This is a genomic window from Flavobacterium anhuiense (assembly GCF_001705175.1).
In the GTDB taxonomy this organism is placed as follows: Bacteria; Bacteroidota; Bacteroidia; order Flavobacteriales; family Flavobacteriaceae; genus Flavobacterium; species Flavobacterium anhuiense.
On record NZ_CP016907.1, the window covers coordinates 318,220 to 333,677 of the forward strand.

Below are 15,458 nucleotides of genomic sequence, written 5' to 3' on the forward strand. Positions count from 1 at the left end.
AGACTTAGTATCTTCGCAAAAAAAATCCAAACAATCCAAAAATCCGTATCTAACGAAAACCCAATTTAAATTTAACTATGAAATCAAAAATTATTGCCTTGACTGCTTTTGTGTCGGTCTTTTTTTCTTCTTGTAATACGGTTGATGATTTATTGACTTTTACAATTTCGAACAATACTTCGATTACAATCAAAAGCACTTCACCTGTTAACTTGCCATCAGAAATTTTTACACCAGAGGTTACAACCAATTCTTCTGCTGAGTTTGAAAACAACAAAACCAAAGCTAGTTTGGTAAAAGATGTAAAAATCAGATCGCTGAAATTATCCATTACAGATCCTTCGGATAAAACATTTACATTTTTAAAATCGATTCATCTGTATATTTCAACATCAAATTCTGATGAAATCGAATTAGCGTATGCAGACAATATCAACGTATCTAGCAACACAATCGATTTGATTTGTACCGATCAAAAACTAGATCAATACATTAAAGCAGATAGCTACAAAATAAGAACTAAAGTGACCATAAAGGAAACTTTAACAAAAGATGTTACTGTAAAAGCAGATATGAAGTTTAAGGTGACGGCGGATCCGTTCTAAGATACTGAGATACTAAGATTCTAAGATACTGAGATTCTAAGATTCTAAGTCACGAAATAATCAGATTATAAAAAAGGCGATTCTAAAATTAGAATCGCCTTTTTTGTTTGTTTAAGCTTCCGGAAAAAACTTAGAATCTCAGTATCTTAGAACCTTAGCATCTTAAAAAAAAAATCATTCTTTCGTCACAACAATAGAAGCCTTGAATCCTGCAGCTAGATTATCCCAATAATCATTTGTCACTAAATTGCCTTTATCGTCGTAGACTTGTATTTCTGCCGTATTTCCTCCTAGTGTACCTATATTTAAGGCTTCAAAGTCTAATTTATTGAATCCTTGTGCCAAATTGATTTTTACTTGCTGGAAATTGGAATCCAATAAAATTCTATCACGGATTACATAATCGTTTGAAGATACTTTTACTAAATCTCCGTCAATAGCTCCAAAATCACGGAACTTAACAATAAAATATTCCGATTTGGTTTTAAAATCCCCTAGCGAAATATTTTTCTTTACCAAAACACCTCTGCCTTCTCTTAAACCGGCATCTTTTAAAGATTTATCCAAATCTTTTTCCATTTTGGCTACATATCGATCGCCTGGATTAGCAAAATCTGTTTCTGTAGACATCGTAAATTTGCTTTTCTCTTCTCCAATCTGAAACTTTGATTTTGGAGTTATAGTCGTATTTTCAAAAACATTTGGAGTTTTAATTGCTGGCATATCATTAAAATCTGCCAGTGGGTCTTTTGTCTCAGGAACCGGAGTCTTTTTAGGTTTTGCAGTAAACTTTCCGCCTGGAATAGTTTTGAATTTAGTACTAGACTCAATTTGGGCTGATACAGACAGTGCAGTAAAAAATAATATGAAAAATAAAATGTGCTTCATTGAAAAAAAAGTATTATCGAATCGCCTTTTATAATTAATATAATCAAAAGTCCAGCTTCACAAAAATAGTATAATTTACTTACTTGCTACAACTTTAGGAGTTTTATAACATATAATTAAGCTAATTTTTGGAAGCAAAAAACCTGCCAAGATTTTTTATTTCATAAAAAATAAATTTCAAATCTAAAATTTACAAATTCCAAAAAAATCATTTTATAAAAGCATTCAGCATTTTGATTATTAACAACTTATTCTTAACTTCAAGACTTTATTTTACCATTTAAAATCTCAATAAAATGGATTATATCGATTATTATAAAGTATTGGATGTTACAAAATCTGCAACTGAAGCAGACATCAAAAAAGCATATCGAAAACTGGCTAGAAAATATCATCCCGATTTGAATCCGAATGATAAAGAAGCGGAAAAAAAATTCAAGGAGATAAATGAAGCCAACGAAGTTTTAAGCAATGCAGAGAACCGAAAAAAATATGATAAGTACGGAAAAGACTGGAAACATGCTGAAGAATTTGAAAAAGCGGGCTACAATCCTAATCAGCAGCAAAGCAGACAGCAAGGAGGTTATCAATATTCTGAAGGCGATTTTTCTGGTTTTGGAGGCGGAGACTTTTCAGGCAGTGATTTCTCAGATTTTTTCAATTCGATGTACGGCGGAAGCAGAAGCAGATCGCAGTCCAAATATAGAGGACAGGATTTTAATGCAGAACTAGAATTAGACCTTAAATCGGCTTACACTACACACAAACAGAATTTAACCGTAAACGGAAAAAATATCCGAATTACAATTCCTGCTGGTGTCGAAAACGGACAGATCATTAAAATTCCCAATCATGGCGGACCTGGTGTAAACGGTGGCCCAAACGGCGATTTATACATTACGTTTATAATTTCTAATAATTCAGATTTTAAACGAGAAGGAAATAATTTATATGCTGAGGCTCCAATAGATCTGTACACCGCAGTTTTAGGTGGCGAAACGTATATCAACACTTTTGACGGGAAAGTAAAAATCAAAGTCCCGGCAGAAACACAGCCAGGAACAAAGGTGAAGTTGAAAGGAAAAGGTTTTCCTGTTTATAAAAAAGAGAATCAGTTCGGAGATTTATACATCACGTACACTATAAAAATTCCAACAAAACTGTCGGATAAAGAAAAAGAGTTATTTGAAGAACTAGCAAAACTTAGAAAGTCATGAAAAATAAAAATTTAATCCAGATCAAACAGTTTTGTATTTACCACGAAATTGAGAACACCTTTATAACCGAACTTCATAATTACGGACTCATTCATATTATAACGGAAGAAAATGATGAGTATCTGGAACCAGAACAGCTTCCGATAGTTGAAAAAATGATTCGTATGCATTATGATCTCAAAATAAATCTGGAAGGAATTGATGCCATTGCAAATCTTTTGAATAAGATCGAAACCCTACAGCAAAATTTGAATACCGTACAAAACAGGCTTCGTATTTACGAAGAAAAAGAAACCGAATAAAATATCACAAAAAAGCTTGATTTCTGAATTGATTTCAAGCTTTTTTTAATCGCCGAGAGAAGCATAATCCTTAAATTGCGGCATCTTTAATTAACCTGAATTTGCTTTTAAAACCATACTGACAAATTCGCAAAAATCATAAAAATGAAAAGAGAAAACATCTTGACTGGATCTCCGTGGGAAGACAAAATGGGATATTGCCGTGCCGTAAGAATTGGGAATATTATTGAAGTTTCTGGAACTGTGGCCATTGTTGACGGCGAAAAAGTAAAAGCTGATGACGCTTATGCCCAAACATATAATATTTTGGAACGAGTAGAAAAAGTTTTAGAAGATTTAAATGTGGGGATGAAAGATGTGATTAGAACAAGAATTTTCACAACAGACGTTTCAACTTTCGAAGAAGTCGCTAGAGCGCACTCTGCTTTCTTTAAAGATGTCAAACCCACAACAGGATTTTATGAAATTAGCAAATTAGTTGCTCCAGAATATTTGGTAGAAATCGAATTTACTGCTGTAATATAATATTTTTTGTCACGAATTTCGCCAATTATTTTCCTTTTAATTCGCGAAAATTGGCGAAATTCGTGGCAAACTTTTAGAATTCATTAATGGCTTCCCAAAATCCTAAACAATTTCTGCTTTCTCTTCCTAAATGGATTCTTATCTGTGCTTTAGTAGGCATATTTTCAGGTTCTGCATCTGCTTTCTTTTTAGTTGCTTTAGAATGGGTTACACAATTTAGAATGCAGCATAAGTGGATTATCTGGCTTTTGCCTTTTGGCGGATTTTTGGTTGGATTGAGTTATTACTATTGGGGAGAATCTGTGGCCAAAGGAAATAATCTTTTACTGGAAGAATATGAAGAACCTAAGAAAGTGATACCTTTTAAAATGGCTCCTTTAGTTCTTTTAGGAACATTACTTACCCATTTATTTGGAGGATCTGCAGGACGCGAAGGAACAGCAGTACAGATGGGAGGCGCAATTGCCGACCAATTTACCAAGTTTTTCAATCTTGATCATTCAGAACGCAGAATTTTAATCATTCTCGGAATAAGCGCGGGTTTTGCCTCTGTTTTTGGAACACCTCTGGCTGGTGCCATTTTCGCATTGGAAGTTTTATATTTCAGTAAAATTAACTTCAAAAGCATTTTACTTTCTTTTCTAGTAGCTTACGTTGCTTATTTTACTGTAGAATTTTGGCAAATAAAACATACACATTACAGCATTCCAATAATTCCTGAACTTAGCTTAAACAATATTATTTTTACTCTAATTGTTGGAGTTTTATCAGGATTTGCTGCTTTATTATTTTCCAGAAGTACGCATTTTTGGGGCTATATTTTTTCAAAAAACATTAAATATCCTCCGCTTCGTCCTGTAATTGGCGGTGTGATTTTAGCTATTGCTATTGCAGGTTTAGGTTTTACAAAATTCTCTGGACTAGGCATTCCTGTTATTGTTGATTCTTTTTCGAATCCTAGCCAGTGGTACGATTTTCTGCTTAAAATCTTATTTACAGGATTTACACTTGGAGCTGGTTTTAAAGGTGGAGAAGTAACGCCTTTATTTTTTGTTGGAGCTACTTTAGGAAGCGCTTTATCAACCGTAATTCCAATGCCAATTGCTCTTTTAGCAGGAATCGGATTTGTTGCTGTCTTCTCTGGAGCAACCCATACTCCTATTGCCTGCACCGTTATGGGAATGGAATTATTCGGAATTGCGCCTGGAATCTTCATCGCAATCGCCTGCACAATTGCTTATTTTTCTTCTGGTTCTATTGGAATCTACAAATCTCAGATTGTAAAGGGAGCAAAATATAAATTATACCAAAAATTTCTTTAGAGTATCTTAGTCTCAGTCACAGTTTTCAATCGCAGTCGTTATTTACGCCAATAATACGCTGCAAACTGGGCCTAAACAAGAAGACTGAAAACTGAGACTGAGACTGACCACTTAACACTGCCACTAAAATTATTTTCAGCATTACATTAAAAAAATGTAAATTCGCACACTATGAAAATACAAGATATTCAAGCGATTCAATTATTGCTTGCTGCACCAAAGAAAATCGCAATAATTCCGCACAGAGGACCAGATGGTGATGCCATGGGTTCTACTCTAGCTTTGTACCATTTTTTACTCAAAAATAATCATCAGCCAACCGTTATTTCTCCAAATGATTTCCCTGATTTTTTAGCTTGGCTTCCAGGTTCAGAAACAGTAAAAATCTATGAAAAAGACACTCAAAACTGTATTAAAATATTAGAAGAAGCTGAGCTTATTTTTACGCTAGATTTTAATGCTTTTCATCGTACAGGCGAAATGGAGCATACTCTAGCAAAACTTACAGCTCCATTTATCATGATCGATCATCATGAAAAACCTCATGATTATGCGGCTTATATGTACTCAGACACTTCTTACGGATCTACTTGTGAGATGGTTTATAATTTCATTGCCTTCTTAAACAAAAAAGAAGATATTGATAAAACCATTGCCACTTGCATCTATACAGGAATTTTGACTGATTCAGGCTCTTTCCGTTTTCCAGGAACCACTGGAAACACGCATAGAATTATTGCCGAATTGATCGATTTAGGAGTCGAAAACACTCAAATTCCGGTTTTACTATACGATAATAGTTCTTTTAGCCGTTTGCAGTTATTGGGCCGAGCACTTCAAAACATGAAAATTTTTGAAGAACATAAAACGTCTTACATGACACTTACACAAGAAGAACTTGATTCGTTTAACTATGTAAAAGGTGACACTGAAGGAATCGTAAATTACGGATTAAGCATTCGCGGAATTGTTTTTACAGCCATATTTATTGAAAACAGAGAAGAAAAAATCATAAAAATTTCTTTCCGTTCTCAAGGCGGATTTGATGTGAACCAATTTGCAAGAGACCATTTTAATGGAGGCGGACATGTCAATGCAGCAGGCGGAAGATCTGAGGCTTCTATGGAAGAAACAGTAAATAAATTTGAAGATTTAGTCAAAAAACTAAAATTATAACCCAAATCATGAATTACCTAAAACTTAGCATTTACACTTTGCTTTTTACTGTTTTCTTAAGCAGCTGCAAGCATCATGAAGAAGCCAGAAGACCTATTTCTAGAGCTTCGGGAACATTCATGAAGAAATCGGCCGACCGAAATAAAAAGTTAGTCGCAAACGAAGAAAGCGTTATTAAAAAAATAATCCAAAACAATCCAAAAGTAAAATATTATGCCACGCCAAAAGGGTACTGGTTTTGCTACGAAGAAAAGAATACAGCAGAAACTGCAGCGCCAAGAAAAGGTGATATTGCTTACTTCAACATGGAAATAAAAGATATAAAAGGCAATAGTATTTACTCTGAATCTGATCTTGGCCCGCAAACCTATTATGTAGACAAACAAGATATTATGATGGGTTTACGCGACGGAATTAAAAGAATGCATAAAAATGAAACGGTTACGTTTTTATTTCCATCGCATATGGCATACGGATATCACGGAGACAACAAAAAAATTGGTCCAAACGAATCTTTAATCGTTACGGTTACGCTTAGAAATTTTGTTCCAGATCCAGCGGCACAAACGGCAAAACCAGCTACACAATCGCCTCAAACCGCAACACCAAAACCTCCAGTTGCAAAACCTGCAGCGCAAGCCAATAAAGACACATTAACTCAATAAACACAATATCTTAAAATGAAAAAGAGTATTTTATTATTACTAATAGCCGTAAGCTCATTTTATTCTTGTAAGGACGATCACAGTAATCTGCCAGATGGTTTATATGCCGATATCGAGACAAACAAAGGTCACATCATTGTGGAACTTGATTACAAAAAAGCGCCTATCACTGTGGCCAACTTTGTGACTTTAGCTGAAGGCAAAAACGAGTTCGTAACACACGAACAGTTGAAAAAGAAACCTTTCTTTGATGGTCTAAAATTTCATAGAGTAATCGAAAGTTTCATGATTCAAACTGGTGACCCGTTAGGAACTGGTTCTGGTGATACTGGATATAAATTTAAAGACGAATTCTCAGATTTAAAATTTGACAAAGCAGGAGTTTTGGCAATGGCCAATAACGGACCTGGCACAAACAGCAGCCAATTTTTCATCACTCACGTAGAGACTCCTTGGTTAGATAACCTTCATACTATTTTTGGTCATGTGGTAAGCGCAAAAGATCAGGAAGTGGTCAACAAAGTGGTTCAAGGTGACAATATTGTTTCTGTTACGATCATCAGAAATGGTGAAGCTGCTAAAAAATTTGATGCTGTAAAAGTATTCCATGATTATTTTGCTGACATCGCGAAAGAACAGCAGAAATATGCTGGAGTTCAAAAAGAAAAAGTAGATTCTTATGCTGCTTTAAAAGCAAAAGCAACTAAAACGACGAGCGGTTTAGAATATGTAATTACAGAAAAAGGAAATGGCAAAAAACCTGCTACAGGAAGTCAAATCTACATTAGCTATGCAGGTTTCCTTGAAAACGGAACTTTGTTTGACACTAGCATTGAAGAAGTGGCAAAACAATTCGGAAAATTTGATCCAGCTAGAGCAGCTCAAGGCGGCTACCAGCCAATTCAATTTCAAGCTGGAAAAAAAGACGGTTTAATTCCTGGTTTTATTGAAGGGGTTGAACAATTATCTTTTGGAGACAAAGCAGTTCTTTTCATTCCTTCTCACTTGGCTTATGGAGCAACCGGTGCTGGAGGCGTAATACCGCCAAATGCTAATATTATTTTCGAAATTCAAATTTCAGACAAAAAATAATCGAATTATAGACTTAAAATTAAAAAGCGATGAAATTTAAATTTCTATTTTTATTTTGCTTAGCAATAGTAAATATTCAGGCTCAGACTAAAAAACCTGCTGCAAAACCAGCAGCTAAACCTGCAACAGCAGCAACTGCTGCAGCAAATCCAGGTGATGGAATTTTTGCAACGATTTCTACGACAAAAGGAGACATTGTGCTTTCTTTAGAATATGTAAAAGCTCCTGTTACAGTAGCAAACTTTATTACTTTGGCAGAAGGAACAAATCCTAATGTCAAAGCATCTCTTAAAGGAAAACCATTTTATAACGGATTAAAATTTCACAGAGTTATTAATGATTTCATGATTCAAGGTGGTGATCCTGAAGGAAATGGCACTGGAGGTCCAGGATATTCTTTTAAAGATGAATTTGTAGACGATTTAAAATTTGAAAAAGGCGGTGTGCTAGCTATGGCAAATTCTGGTCCTGCAACAAACGGAAGCCAATTTTTCATTACACATAAAGATACACCTTGGTTAAACGGAAAACACACCATTTTTGGACATGTGGTTTCTGGAATGGACGTTGTAAATAAAATTGTTCAGGACGATGTAATGACAAAAATTGTTATTACACGCAAAGGCGCTGCAGCAAAGAAATTTGATGCTTTGAAAGTTTTAAGTGATGATGTTAAAAAAGAAGCCGCTAAAAAAGAAGAAGCAAAAAAAGTAATAACGGCTAAAGCAACTTATTTTAAAGACTTGAAAGCAAAAGCAACTGCCACTTCAACAGGTTTAAAATATGTAGTAACTCAAAAAGGTACTGGCGTTAAAGGTGCTGAAGGTTCTACAATCTACTTTCACTACGCTGGATATTTTGAAGACGGAAACTTATTTGACAGCAGCATGGCTCAAGTAGCAAAAACATACGGAAAATATGATACAAACAGAGATGCTCAAGGCGGTTACAAAGCTTTTCCTTTTACAGTTGGTAAAAAAGACGGTATGATTCCTGGTTTTATTGAAGCGCTTGATATGATGACAGACGGAGAAAAAGCGACTTTCTTCTTGCCTTCAAATTTAGCGTATGGAGAAAAAGGCGCTGGCGGTGTAATTCCTCCAAATGCAACTTTGATTTTTGAAATTGAAACATATCAAAATCAGCCTAATTAATTAGAAAAGAGAAGATTTGTTCTTCATAAATATAAAAAGCCATCAGAATTATTTTTGATGGCTTTTCTATTTTCGCCATTTTAGTTTTTTAAAGAATTCTTAATTCAAGACTTTAAAACCCATTTTTGTTGCCATTTAATTACCATTTTCAACATAGTACGATAGAATCCTAAACAAAATAGCTTACCTTTGCCGGCTTAATTTTTTAAAACAGATAATTTATGACGTCGCAAAATAATGTATTAAAAGGTGTTTTTCTTGTTGCTTTGGGAGCAACCACTTACGGAATGTTGGCCACATTTGTAAAAATGGCTTATTCTGAAGGATACACAACTGCAGAAGTCACAACCTCACAATTTATTTACGGAATTCTAGGTATTCTTATAATCAATCTTTTTCAGCGCATTAAAAACAAAAATACAGCCGTAAAAGCATCTCCTAAAAACATTTTCAACTTAATGCTCGCAGGAACTTCATTAGGAATGACAAGTTTATTTTACTATTTGGCTGTCAAATATATTCCTGTTTCTATTGGAATCGTTTTATTAATGCAAACCGTTTGGATGGGAGTTTTACTTGAAATGATTTTAGAAAAGAAATTGCCTTCAAAACAAAAGGTAATTGCTGTATGTATTGTGCTTTTCGGAACTGTTTTAGCAACCAATATTATCAATAATGATATCAAATTAGACTGGAGAGGTTTAGTTTGGGGAATGCTGGCCGCAGCTTCTTTCACTACAACAATGTTTACTGCCAATCGTGTCGCAACCGAAATTTCTTCAGCGCAAAGAAGTCTTTATATGCTTCTAGGCGGTGCTATTATTGTTTTTTCATTCGCTTTTGCAACTCAGGTAACTGCATTCAATCTAGAAATCTTCTTAAAATGGGGAATTGTTTTATCATTGTTTGGCACTATAATTCCACCGCTTTTAATGACTGCTGGATTTCCTTTAACGGGAATTGGATTAGGAAGCATAGTTTCTGCGCTTGAACTGCCAGTTTCTGTAATGATGGCCTATGTTTTATTAAACGAAAAAGTAATCTTTTCTCAATGGGTTGGAATTGTATTGATCATTCTAGCCATTATTATTATGAATGTAAATTTCAAGCCTAAAAGATAACTCCAAATAAGCATTATTAAAAAAAACAGTTCTGTAATGCAATAATTGTTAATTTTTTTATAATTTCGTGATAAACAATTAAATATCATGATTTTACCTTGGCATTTATATTTAATGGCTTCCTTATATATTCTTGCTGGACTAAATCATTTTAGAAATCCTGGAATGTACATAAAAATCATTCCGCCTGCATTTAAAAACCCCAAATTAATAAATATTTTAAGTGGTGCCGCCGAAATCATTTTAGGCATCTTTCTGCTCCTGCCTTTTTCATCACATTTTGCCGCCTGGGGAATTATAATGCTATTAATTGCTGTATTTCCTGCTAATTTGTACATGTTTCAAAATAAAAAAGCAGGTTTTGGTTTACCAAGATGGATTTTATTTGTACGTTTGCCCTTACAAATTGTTTTAATTTATTGGGCTTACCAATATACATTCTAAACATTAACCATTAAATTATTTTATTATGAAAAAATTATTTGCAGAGTTTTTTGGGACTTATTGGCTTGTTTTTGGCGGATGCGGAAGCGCAATTTTTGCTGCTGGAATTCCAGATTTAGGAATCGGATTTGCGGGTGTTGCTTTAGCTTTTGGTTTAACGGTACTTACCATGGCATACGCTGTTGGTCATATTTCTGGCGGTCATTTTAATCCAGCGGTTTCTTTTGGTTTGTGGGCAGGCGGAAGATTTTCTGGTAAAGATATTATTCCGTACATCATTGCACAATGTGTTGGAGCTGCTGCTGCTGCCGGAACTTTATACACAATAGCTTCTGGAAAAGCTGGTTTTGCAATAGACAACACAAAAGCCGGTGCCTTTGCATCTAATGGTTTTGGAGCTTTTTCTCCTGATGGTTATTCATTACAGTCTGCTTTTATTGCAGAATTTGTACTTACTTTATTCTTCTTATTAGTAATTTTAGGAGCAACTGATAAATTTGCAAACGGCAGATTTGCTGGAATCGCAATTGGTTTGGCTTTGACATTAATACACCTAATCAGTATTCCAATTACAAATACTTCTGTAAATCCTGCAAGATCATTATCTCAAGCTATTTTTGTTGGTGGAGAGCCATTATCTCAGGTTTGGCTGTTTTGGGTCGCCCCTATTCTTGGTGCATTAGCGGCTGGTTTCCTTTATAAGACACTGCTTCAAAATCATGCCGAAGCATAAAAGAGAAAAAGTCGACATATCATCAAAAAAAAAATAAAATATGGAATTTTTATATTTCTTACTTATAGGAGCCATTTCTGGATGGCTAGCCGGTCAAATCTGGAAAGGTTCTGGTTTTGGATTACTTGGCAACATCGTTGTTGGAATCATAGGCGGATTTATCGGAGGATGGATCGCCGGAAAACTTGGTATAGGAGGCGGAGGTCTTCTTTGGCAAATTCTGATTGCCGTAGGTGGTGCTTGGGTTTTATTATTTATAATCAGCCTCATCAAAAATAATAACCAATTAGTTGGTACATAATTGAAATCGAAAGAGAAAATCTGATATATTTATATTTGATTTTCTCTTTTTTTGGATAAAATCGACAAGAAAATTTTATTTCAACTCAAATATGTATGTATTATGAACGAAATCATTTCTTACTTCAGTACGATTCCATCGTCGCATAGAAGCCTTTTTCTGGTTGGTGGCATTACTATTTTCTGGCTTATTGAAAACAGTTTCCCTTTGTTTAAAATGCAATATAAAAAATGGCCTCATGCTGGAATAAATTTCTTTTTTACCTTCACCACCATTGTAGTCAACTTTATTCTTGCGTTTATTTTAATAAAAACCGCGGCATGGACAATCGAAAATAATTTTGGAATTCTGCAATGGCTTCCGCAAATGCCTATTTGGCTTTATGCCATAATTGGGTTATTGCTTTTGGATTTAATTGGGGCTTATTTAGCTCATTTGGTAGAACACAAAGTAAAAATTTTATGGCAGTTTCATTTGGTGCACCATACCGACACTTGGATCGACACTACAACAGCAAATAGACATCATCCAGGAGAAAGCGTAGTCCGTTTTGTTTTTACCACTTTTGGCGTTTTAATTGTTGGAACACCAATGTGGATGGTCTTCCTCTATCAGTCATTATCTGTTATTGCTTCACAATTTAATCACGCCAATATTTCGCTTCCAGAAAAATTAGATGTTTTCTTAAGTTATTTTATCGTTTCTCCAAATATGCATAAAGTTCACCATCATTATGTGCTGCCTTACACGGATAGCAATTACGGAAATATTTTTTCTGTCTGGGACAGACTTTTTAGAACTTTCACCTATTTGCCCAAAGATCAGCTTGTATACGGTGTAGATACTCATATGCTTCCTGAGGAAAATAATGAATTGAAGAATTTGTTAAAAATTCCATTTCAAAAATCAAGATCCTTTAAAAACAGCTAAATTCTCTAAAAAAAGTGCACTTTCCTGAACCAACTTATTATTTTTTTTTTTAATATTGATACAAGAATTGAAAATCAATCTATTAATAATTAACACCCTATTTTGAATTAATTTTCACGAGATGAAAAAGAGTAGCCGCAAAGAATTAACTCCGGAACAAACCGAAAGACTTGTTTCGTTAGCTTTAGAAGAAAGAAATCCATTTGAAATTATAAAAAAAGAATTTGGATTGGCAGAAAAAGAAGTCCTGGACATCATGAAAAAGAAAATGCCTCTTGAAAAATTTGAGATGTGGAAAAAGAAGGCAATTGCGAACAAGCCAAAACCAAAACCAGTTAAAATAGATGATTTTGATGAAGATTTGGACGGAAAATATTATATTAAGAATAAATTAGACTAACATAGAGCTCCTGTTTTTCAGGAGTTTTTTTTTATTATTAAATTTATTGTGATTTTTTAGTAACTTTTTAATGCTTTTTGTGACAAATACATTAACTAAACATATACAAATGAAAAAAATACTTTACACCTTAGCTCTAGCGGTCACTTTTTGGAGCTGTAAAACAGGGAGCACAGGAGCCGCAAAAAGCAATATAGTTGAAGTTAATATCAATTTAACGGATGTTAAAGACGATAAAGTCTTAGTAACAGTCACACCACCAGCCATTAAAACGGATGAAATTGTTTACAGTATCCCGAAAACCGTTCCTGGTACGTATTCAACAGACAACTACGGAAAATATTCTGAAGACTTCAGAGCATTTGATGCTAAAGGCAATCCTCTTACAGTAAAAAGATTAGACGATAATTCTTGGTCTATTTCAAACGCAAAAACACTAAAAAGAATTACTTATTTAGTAAACGATACTTTCGATACTGAAAAAGGAACTGGATTTGGAAACGATGATGTTTTCTCTCCTGCAGGAACAAACATCGACGCGGGAAAAAATTTCATGGTTAATACGCATGGATTTGTGGGGTATTTTAAAGATAAATTAGATGTTCCGTACAAAGTTACTATCACTCATCCTGAAACACTTTGGGGAGCAACTTCTATGACAGATCAGGATGCAAGCAATACTTCTGATGTGTTCACGACTTCTCGTTATGCAATTTTGGTAGAAAACCCAATTATGTATTCTAAACCTGATTACACTACTTTTAATGTAAACGGAATGGATATCTTAATTGCCGTATACTCGCCTACTGGAAAATATACTGCTGAAAGCATTACTCCAGAGATGAAAACGATGATGACCGCGCAGAAAAACTTTTTAGGAAAAGTAAATTCTACTAAAAAATATACTGTGTTATTATACTTGTCAAGCATGGCAAAAGATGATGCTCACGGATTTGGAGCTTTGGAACATCCAACTGCTACAACGGTAGTTTTGCCAGAATCTATGCCAAAAGAAAAATTGGTAGAATCTATGAAAGATGTGGTTTCTCACGAGTTTTTTCATATTGTAACTCCATTAACTATTCACTCAAAAGAAATTCAGTATTTTGACTACAATGCACCAAAAATGTCTGAACATTTATGGATGTATGAAGGTGTAACAGAATATTTTGCTAATCTTTTCCAAATCAACCAAGGTTTGATTGACGAATCTGAATTCTATACTCGTATTGCCGACAAAATTGCACAATCTAAACAATTAGATGATACAATGTCTTTTACTGTAATGAGTAAAAATGTATTAGAACAGCCTTATAAAGACCAATACTTAAATGTGTACCAAAAAGGAGCTTTAATTGGAATGTGCATCGATATTATCATTAGAGAAAAAAGTAACGGAGAAAGAGGAATTCTTGATTTAATGCATAAATTATCTGATGAATATGGTGTTGAAAAACCGTTCAATGACGATGAATTATTTGCTAAAATCACTTCATTGACTTATCCTGAAGTTGGAGAATTTTTAAACAAATATGTGGCTGGAACTACTCCAATTCCTTACGATTTTTACTTAGCTAAAGTTGGTGTTACAAAAGCAATGGAGAAAAAATCTGGAAATCCGTTTATTAAAGGCCAAACTCCATACATTACGGTTGATAAAGCAACAAAAGAAATTGCTGTTCGCCCAGATTCAGAATCTGTTGATTTTTATAAAAATCTGAATTTAAAAGGTGGTGATAAAATCTTAGCTGTAAATAATAAATCATACAATTTGGATAACATTTATGATTTGGTTACTGAAAGCGAAAACTGGAAAGATAATGACCCAATTACCTTGAAAGTAAAACGTGGCGGAAAAGAAGAAACCATTAAAGGCACTGTAAAACTTCCATTCGAAGAAGCTGAAACTTTTAAAGCAACTGATGCCTCAAAAGAGAAACTTAAAAACGCATGGCTAAAAGGTTAATTTCCTTTTAAAGCATAAAAAAAACCGACAAGTGATTGTCGGTTTTTTTATGCTTTGTCATCCTAAGGAACGAAGGATCGCACTTGCTAATCGTCAAAGATTATCAAATATACTTTGTGGAGTTTCTTGTGTGATCCTTCCTTCGTCAGGATGACAATATTATACCTATTTCTTCACAGGAAATTTCCAATCAAACTCATCTTTGTTGTTGATGATCGCTCCAATTTCAAACTTCACTACCTCATCAAATTCAGTTTGAAGGATAAACCAATTGTCTTCGTTGAAATAGTTTTCAAAAGTATCAAAAGTCTCTTGATTGTATTTATTGATTCCTTTTGCAGCGAAATCTTTCTTTACATCAGCGATTTTTCTTCCGATTAATTTGAATCCGAAAACTTCTAAGTCATTACTTGAAGCTACAATATATCCCAATTTAAGATCTTCTTCCTGATAAAAAGTTAATCTCATTTTATGAGCATTGTAAACAAAAATTACGTTATCATCTTCGTCTTTATAGTTTTTATCAGGTTTTCCTAAAGCAGCCGTTACGTCATTCTGCTTCATTCCGAAAAGCAGTTTATCTATTCCTGATTTTAAATTGATCTTCATATTGATTG

Annotated in this window: 18 protein-coding genes; 16 read left to right on the top strand and 2 right to left on the bottom strand. The window is 34.2% G+C overall.

What is annotated here, in order from left to right:
• Positions 1-77 precede the first annotated feature (77 nt).
• Entirely contained in the window at positions 78-605 is a 528-nt protein-coding gene (locus BB050_RS01310; protein ID WP_066032310.1) for a hypothetical protein, read from the top strand.
• 174 nt (positions 606-779) lie between these two features.
• On the opposite strand, the gene BB050_RS01315 is transcribed toward BB050_RS01310, so the two are convergent.
• The gene (locus BB050_RS01315; RefSeq protein WP_066032311.1) at positions 780-1,493 is read right to left on the bottom strand and encodes a hypothetical protein; all 714 of its coding nucleotides are present in this window, start codon (positions 1,491-1,493) and stop codon (positions 780-782) included.
• Positions 1,494-1,789: 296 nt separating this feature from the next.
• Here BB050_RS01315 and BB050_RS01320 point away from each other — a divergent pair, with 296 nt between their 5' ends.
• From BB050_RS01320 to BB050_RS01390, 15 genes are all read left to right on the top strand, one after another.
• Entirely contained in the window at positions 1,790-2,710 is a 921-nt protein-coding gene (locus tag BB050_RS01320) for a DnaJ C-terminal domain-containing protein (protein ID WP_066032312.1), read from the top strand.
• Positions 2,707-3,012 carry a chaperone modulator CbpM gene (locus tag BB050_RS01325; protein ID WP_066032313.1) on the top strand — a complete coding sequence of 102 codons (306 nt, stop codon included), beginning with the start codon at positions 2,707-2,709 and terminating at the stop codon, positions 3,010-3,012. The genes BB050_RS01320 and BB050_RS01325 overlap by 4 nt, the downstream gene beginning before the upstream one ends.
• A 144-nt stretch (positions 3,013-3,156) precedes the next feature.
• Positions 3,157-3,537, top strand: a complete 381-nt coding sequence (locus tag BB050_RS01330; RefSeq protein WP_066032314.1) for a RidA family protein — start codon at positions 3,157-3,159, stop codon at positions 3,535-3,537.
• An 86-nt stretch (positions 3,538-3,623) separates the two neighbouring features.
• Positions 3,624-4,859, top strand: coding sequence for a voltage-gated chloride channel family protein (locus tag BB050_RS01335; RefSeq protein ID WP_066032315.1), 1,236 nt, complete (start codon positions 3,624-3,626; stop codon positions 4,857-4,859).
• A gap of 171 nt (positions 4,860-5,030) precedes the next feature.
• Complete coding sequence (locus BB050_RS01340; protein ID WP_008462454.1) at positions 5,031-6,035, top strand: DHH family phosphoesterase; 1,005 nt, start codon at positions 5,031-5,033, stop codon at positions 6,033-6,035.
• Between the two features lie 8 nt (positions 6,036-6,043).
• Positions 6,044-6,700 carry a gliding motility-associated peptidyl-prolyl isomerase GldI gene (gene gldI / locus BB050_RS01345; RefSeq protein ID WP_066032316.1) on the top strand — a complete coding sequence of 219 codons (657 nt, stop codon included), beginning with the start codon at positions 6,044-6,046 and terminating at the stop codon, positions 6,698-6,700.
• Positions 6,701-6,715: 15 nt separating this feature from the next.
• The gene (locus BB050_RS01350; RefSeq protein WP_066032317.1) at positions 6,716-7,792 is read left to right on the top strand and encodes a peptidylprolyl isomerase; all 1,077 of its coding nucleotides are present in this window, start codon (positions 6,716-6,718) and stop codon (positions 7,790-7,792) included.
• A 29-nt stretch (positions 7,793-7,821) separates the two neighbouring features.
• Positions 7,822-8,946 (top strand): peptidylprolyl isomerase, encoded by a 1,125-nt coding sequence (locus BB050_RS01355; RefSeq protein ID WP_066032318.1) that lies wholly within the window; start codon positions 7,822-7,824, stop codon positions 8,944-8,946.
• A gap of 221 nt (positions 8,947-9,167) precedes the next feature.
• Entirely contained in the window at positions 9,168-10,067 is a 900-nt protein-coding gene (locus tag BB050_RS01360) for an EamA family transporter (RefSeq protein WP_008462450.1), read from the top strand.
• Between the two features lie 87 nt (positions 10,068-10,154).
• The gene (locus tag BB050_RS01365) at positions 10,155-10,511 is read left to right on the top strand and encodes a DoxX family protein (RefSeq protein WP_066032319.1); all 357 of its coding nucleotides are present in this window, start codon (positions 10,155-10,157) and stop codon (positions 10,509-10,511) included.
• A gap of 25 nt (positions 10,512-10,536) precedes the next feature.
• Entirely contained in the window at positions 10,537-11,244 is a 708-nt protein-coding gene (aqpZ, locus tag BB050_RS01370) for an aquaporin Z (RefSeq protein WP_066032320.1), read from the top strand.
• Between the two features lie 40 nt (positions 11,245-11,284).
• Complete coding sequence (locus BB050_RS01375) at positions 11,285-11,545, top strand: GlsB/YeaQ/YmgE family stress response membrane protein (RefSeq protein WP_066032321.1); 261 nt, start codon at positions 11,285-11,287, stop codon at positions 11,543-11,545.
• A gap of 102 nt (positions 11,546-11,647) precedes the next feature.
• A complete protein-coding gene (locus BB050_RS01380; RefSeq protein ID WP_066032322.1) occupies positions 11,648-12,475 on the top strand; it encodes a sterol desaturase family protein in 828 nt (275 codons plus the stop codon).
• Between the two features lie 121 nt (positions 12,476-12,596).
• Positions 12,597-12,875 carry a DUF2805 domain-containing protein gene (locus BB050_RS01385; RefSeq protein WP_008462445.1) on the top strand — a complete coding sequence of 93 codons (279 nt, stop codon included), beginning with the start codon at positions 12,597-12,599 and terminating at the stop codon, positions 12,873-12,875.
• A gap of 109 nt (positions 12,876-12,984) precedes the next feature.
• On the top strand, positions 12,985-14,841 hold the full coding sequence (locus tag BB050_RS01390) for a M61 family metallopeptidase (protein WP_066032323.1): 1,857 nt from the start codon (positions 12,985-12,987) through the stop codon (positions 14,839-14,841).
• A 165-nt stretch (positions 14,842-15,006) separates the two neighbouring features.
• On the opposite strand, the gene BB050_RS01395 is transcribed toward BB050_RS01390, so the two are convergent.
• Positions 15,007-15,450 carry a hypothetical protein gene (locus BB050_RS01395; RefSeq protein ID WP_066032324.1) on the bottom strand — a complete coding sequence of 148 codons (444 nt, stop codon included), beginning with the start codon at positions 15,448-15,450 and terminating at the stop codon, positions 15,007-15,009.
• Positions 15,451-15,458: the final 8 nt, after the last annotated feature.

What these genes read in the sequence shown, in the direction of transcription:
- BB050_RS01310 (WP_066032310.1), top strand. Translation starts at nt 78, where the DNA reads ATGAAATCAAAAATTATTGCCTTGACTGCTTTTGTGTCGGTCTTTTTT.
- BB050_RS01315 (WP_066032311.1), bottom strand. Translation starts at nt 1,493, where the DNA reads ATGAAGCACATTTTATTTTTCATATTATTTTTTACTGCACTGTCTGTA.
- BB050_RS01320 (WP_066032312.1), top strand. Translation starts at nt 1,790, where the DNA reads ATGGATTATATCGATTATTATAAAGTATTGGATGTTACAAAATCTGCA.
- BB050_RS01325 (WP_066032313.1), top strand. Translation starts at nt 2,707, where the DNA reads ATGAAAAATAAAAATTTAATCCAGATCAAACAGTTTTGTATTTACCAC.
- BB050_RS01330 (WP_066032314.1), top strand. Translation starts at nt 3,157, where the DNA reads ATGAAAAGAGAAAACATCTTGACTGGATCTCCGTGGGAAGACAAAATG.
- BB050_RS01335 (WP_066032315.1), top strand. Translation starts at nt 3,624, where the DNA reads ATGGCTTCCCAAAATCCTAAACAATTTCTGCTTTCTCTTCCTAAATGG.
- BB050_RS01340 (WP_008462454.1), top strand. Translation starts at nt 5,031, where the DNA reads ATGAAAATACAAGATATTCAAGCGATTCAATTATTGCTTGCTGCACCA.
- gldI (WP_066032316.1), top strand. Translation starts at nt 6,044, where the DNA reads ATGAATTACCTAAAACTTAGCATTTACACTTTGCTTTTTACTGTTTTC.
- BB050_RS01350 (WP_066032317.1), top strand. Translation starts at nt 6,716, where the DNA reads ATGAAAAAGAGTATTTTATTATTACTAATAGCCGTAAGCTCATTTTAT.
- BB050_RS01355 (WP_066032318.1), top strand. Translation starts at nt 7,822, where the DNA reads ATGAAATTTAAATTTCTATTTTTATTTTGCTTAGCAATAGTAAATATT.
- BB050_RS01360 (WP_008462450.1), top strand. Translation starts at nt 9,168, where the DNA reads ATGACGTCGCAAAATAATGTATTAAAAGGTGTTTTTCTTGTTGCTTTG.
- BB050_RS01365 (WP_066032319.1), top strand. Translation starts at nt 10,155, where the DNA reads ATGATTTTACCTTGGCATTTATATTTAATGGCTTCCTTATATATTCTT.
- aqpZ (WP_066032320.1), top strand. Translation starts at nt 10,537, where the DNA reads ATGAAAAAATTATTTGCAGAGTTTTTTGGGACTTATTGGCTTGTTTTT.
- BB050_RS01375 (WP_066032321.1), top strand. Translation starts at nt 11,285, where the DNA reads ATGGAATTTTTATATTTCTTACTTATAGGAGCCATTTCTGGATGGCTA.
- BB050_RS01380 (WP_066032322.1), top strand. Translation starts at nt 11,648, where the DNA reads ATGAACGAAATCATTTCTTACTTCAGTACGATTCCATCGTCGCATAGA.
- BB050_RS01385 (WP_008462445.1), top strand. Translation starts at nt 12,597, where the DNA reads ATGAAAAAGAGTAGCCGCAAAGAATTAACTCCGGAACAAACCGAAAGA.
- BB050_RS01390 (WP_066032323.1), top strand. Translation starts at nt 12,985, where the DNA reads ATGAAAAAAATACTTTACACCTTAGCTCTAGCGGTCACTTTTTGGAGC.
- BB050_RS01395 (WP_066032324.1), bottom strand. Translation starts at nt 15,450, where the DNA reads ATGAAGATCAATTTAAAATCAGGAATAGATAAACTGCTTTTCGGAATG.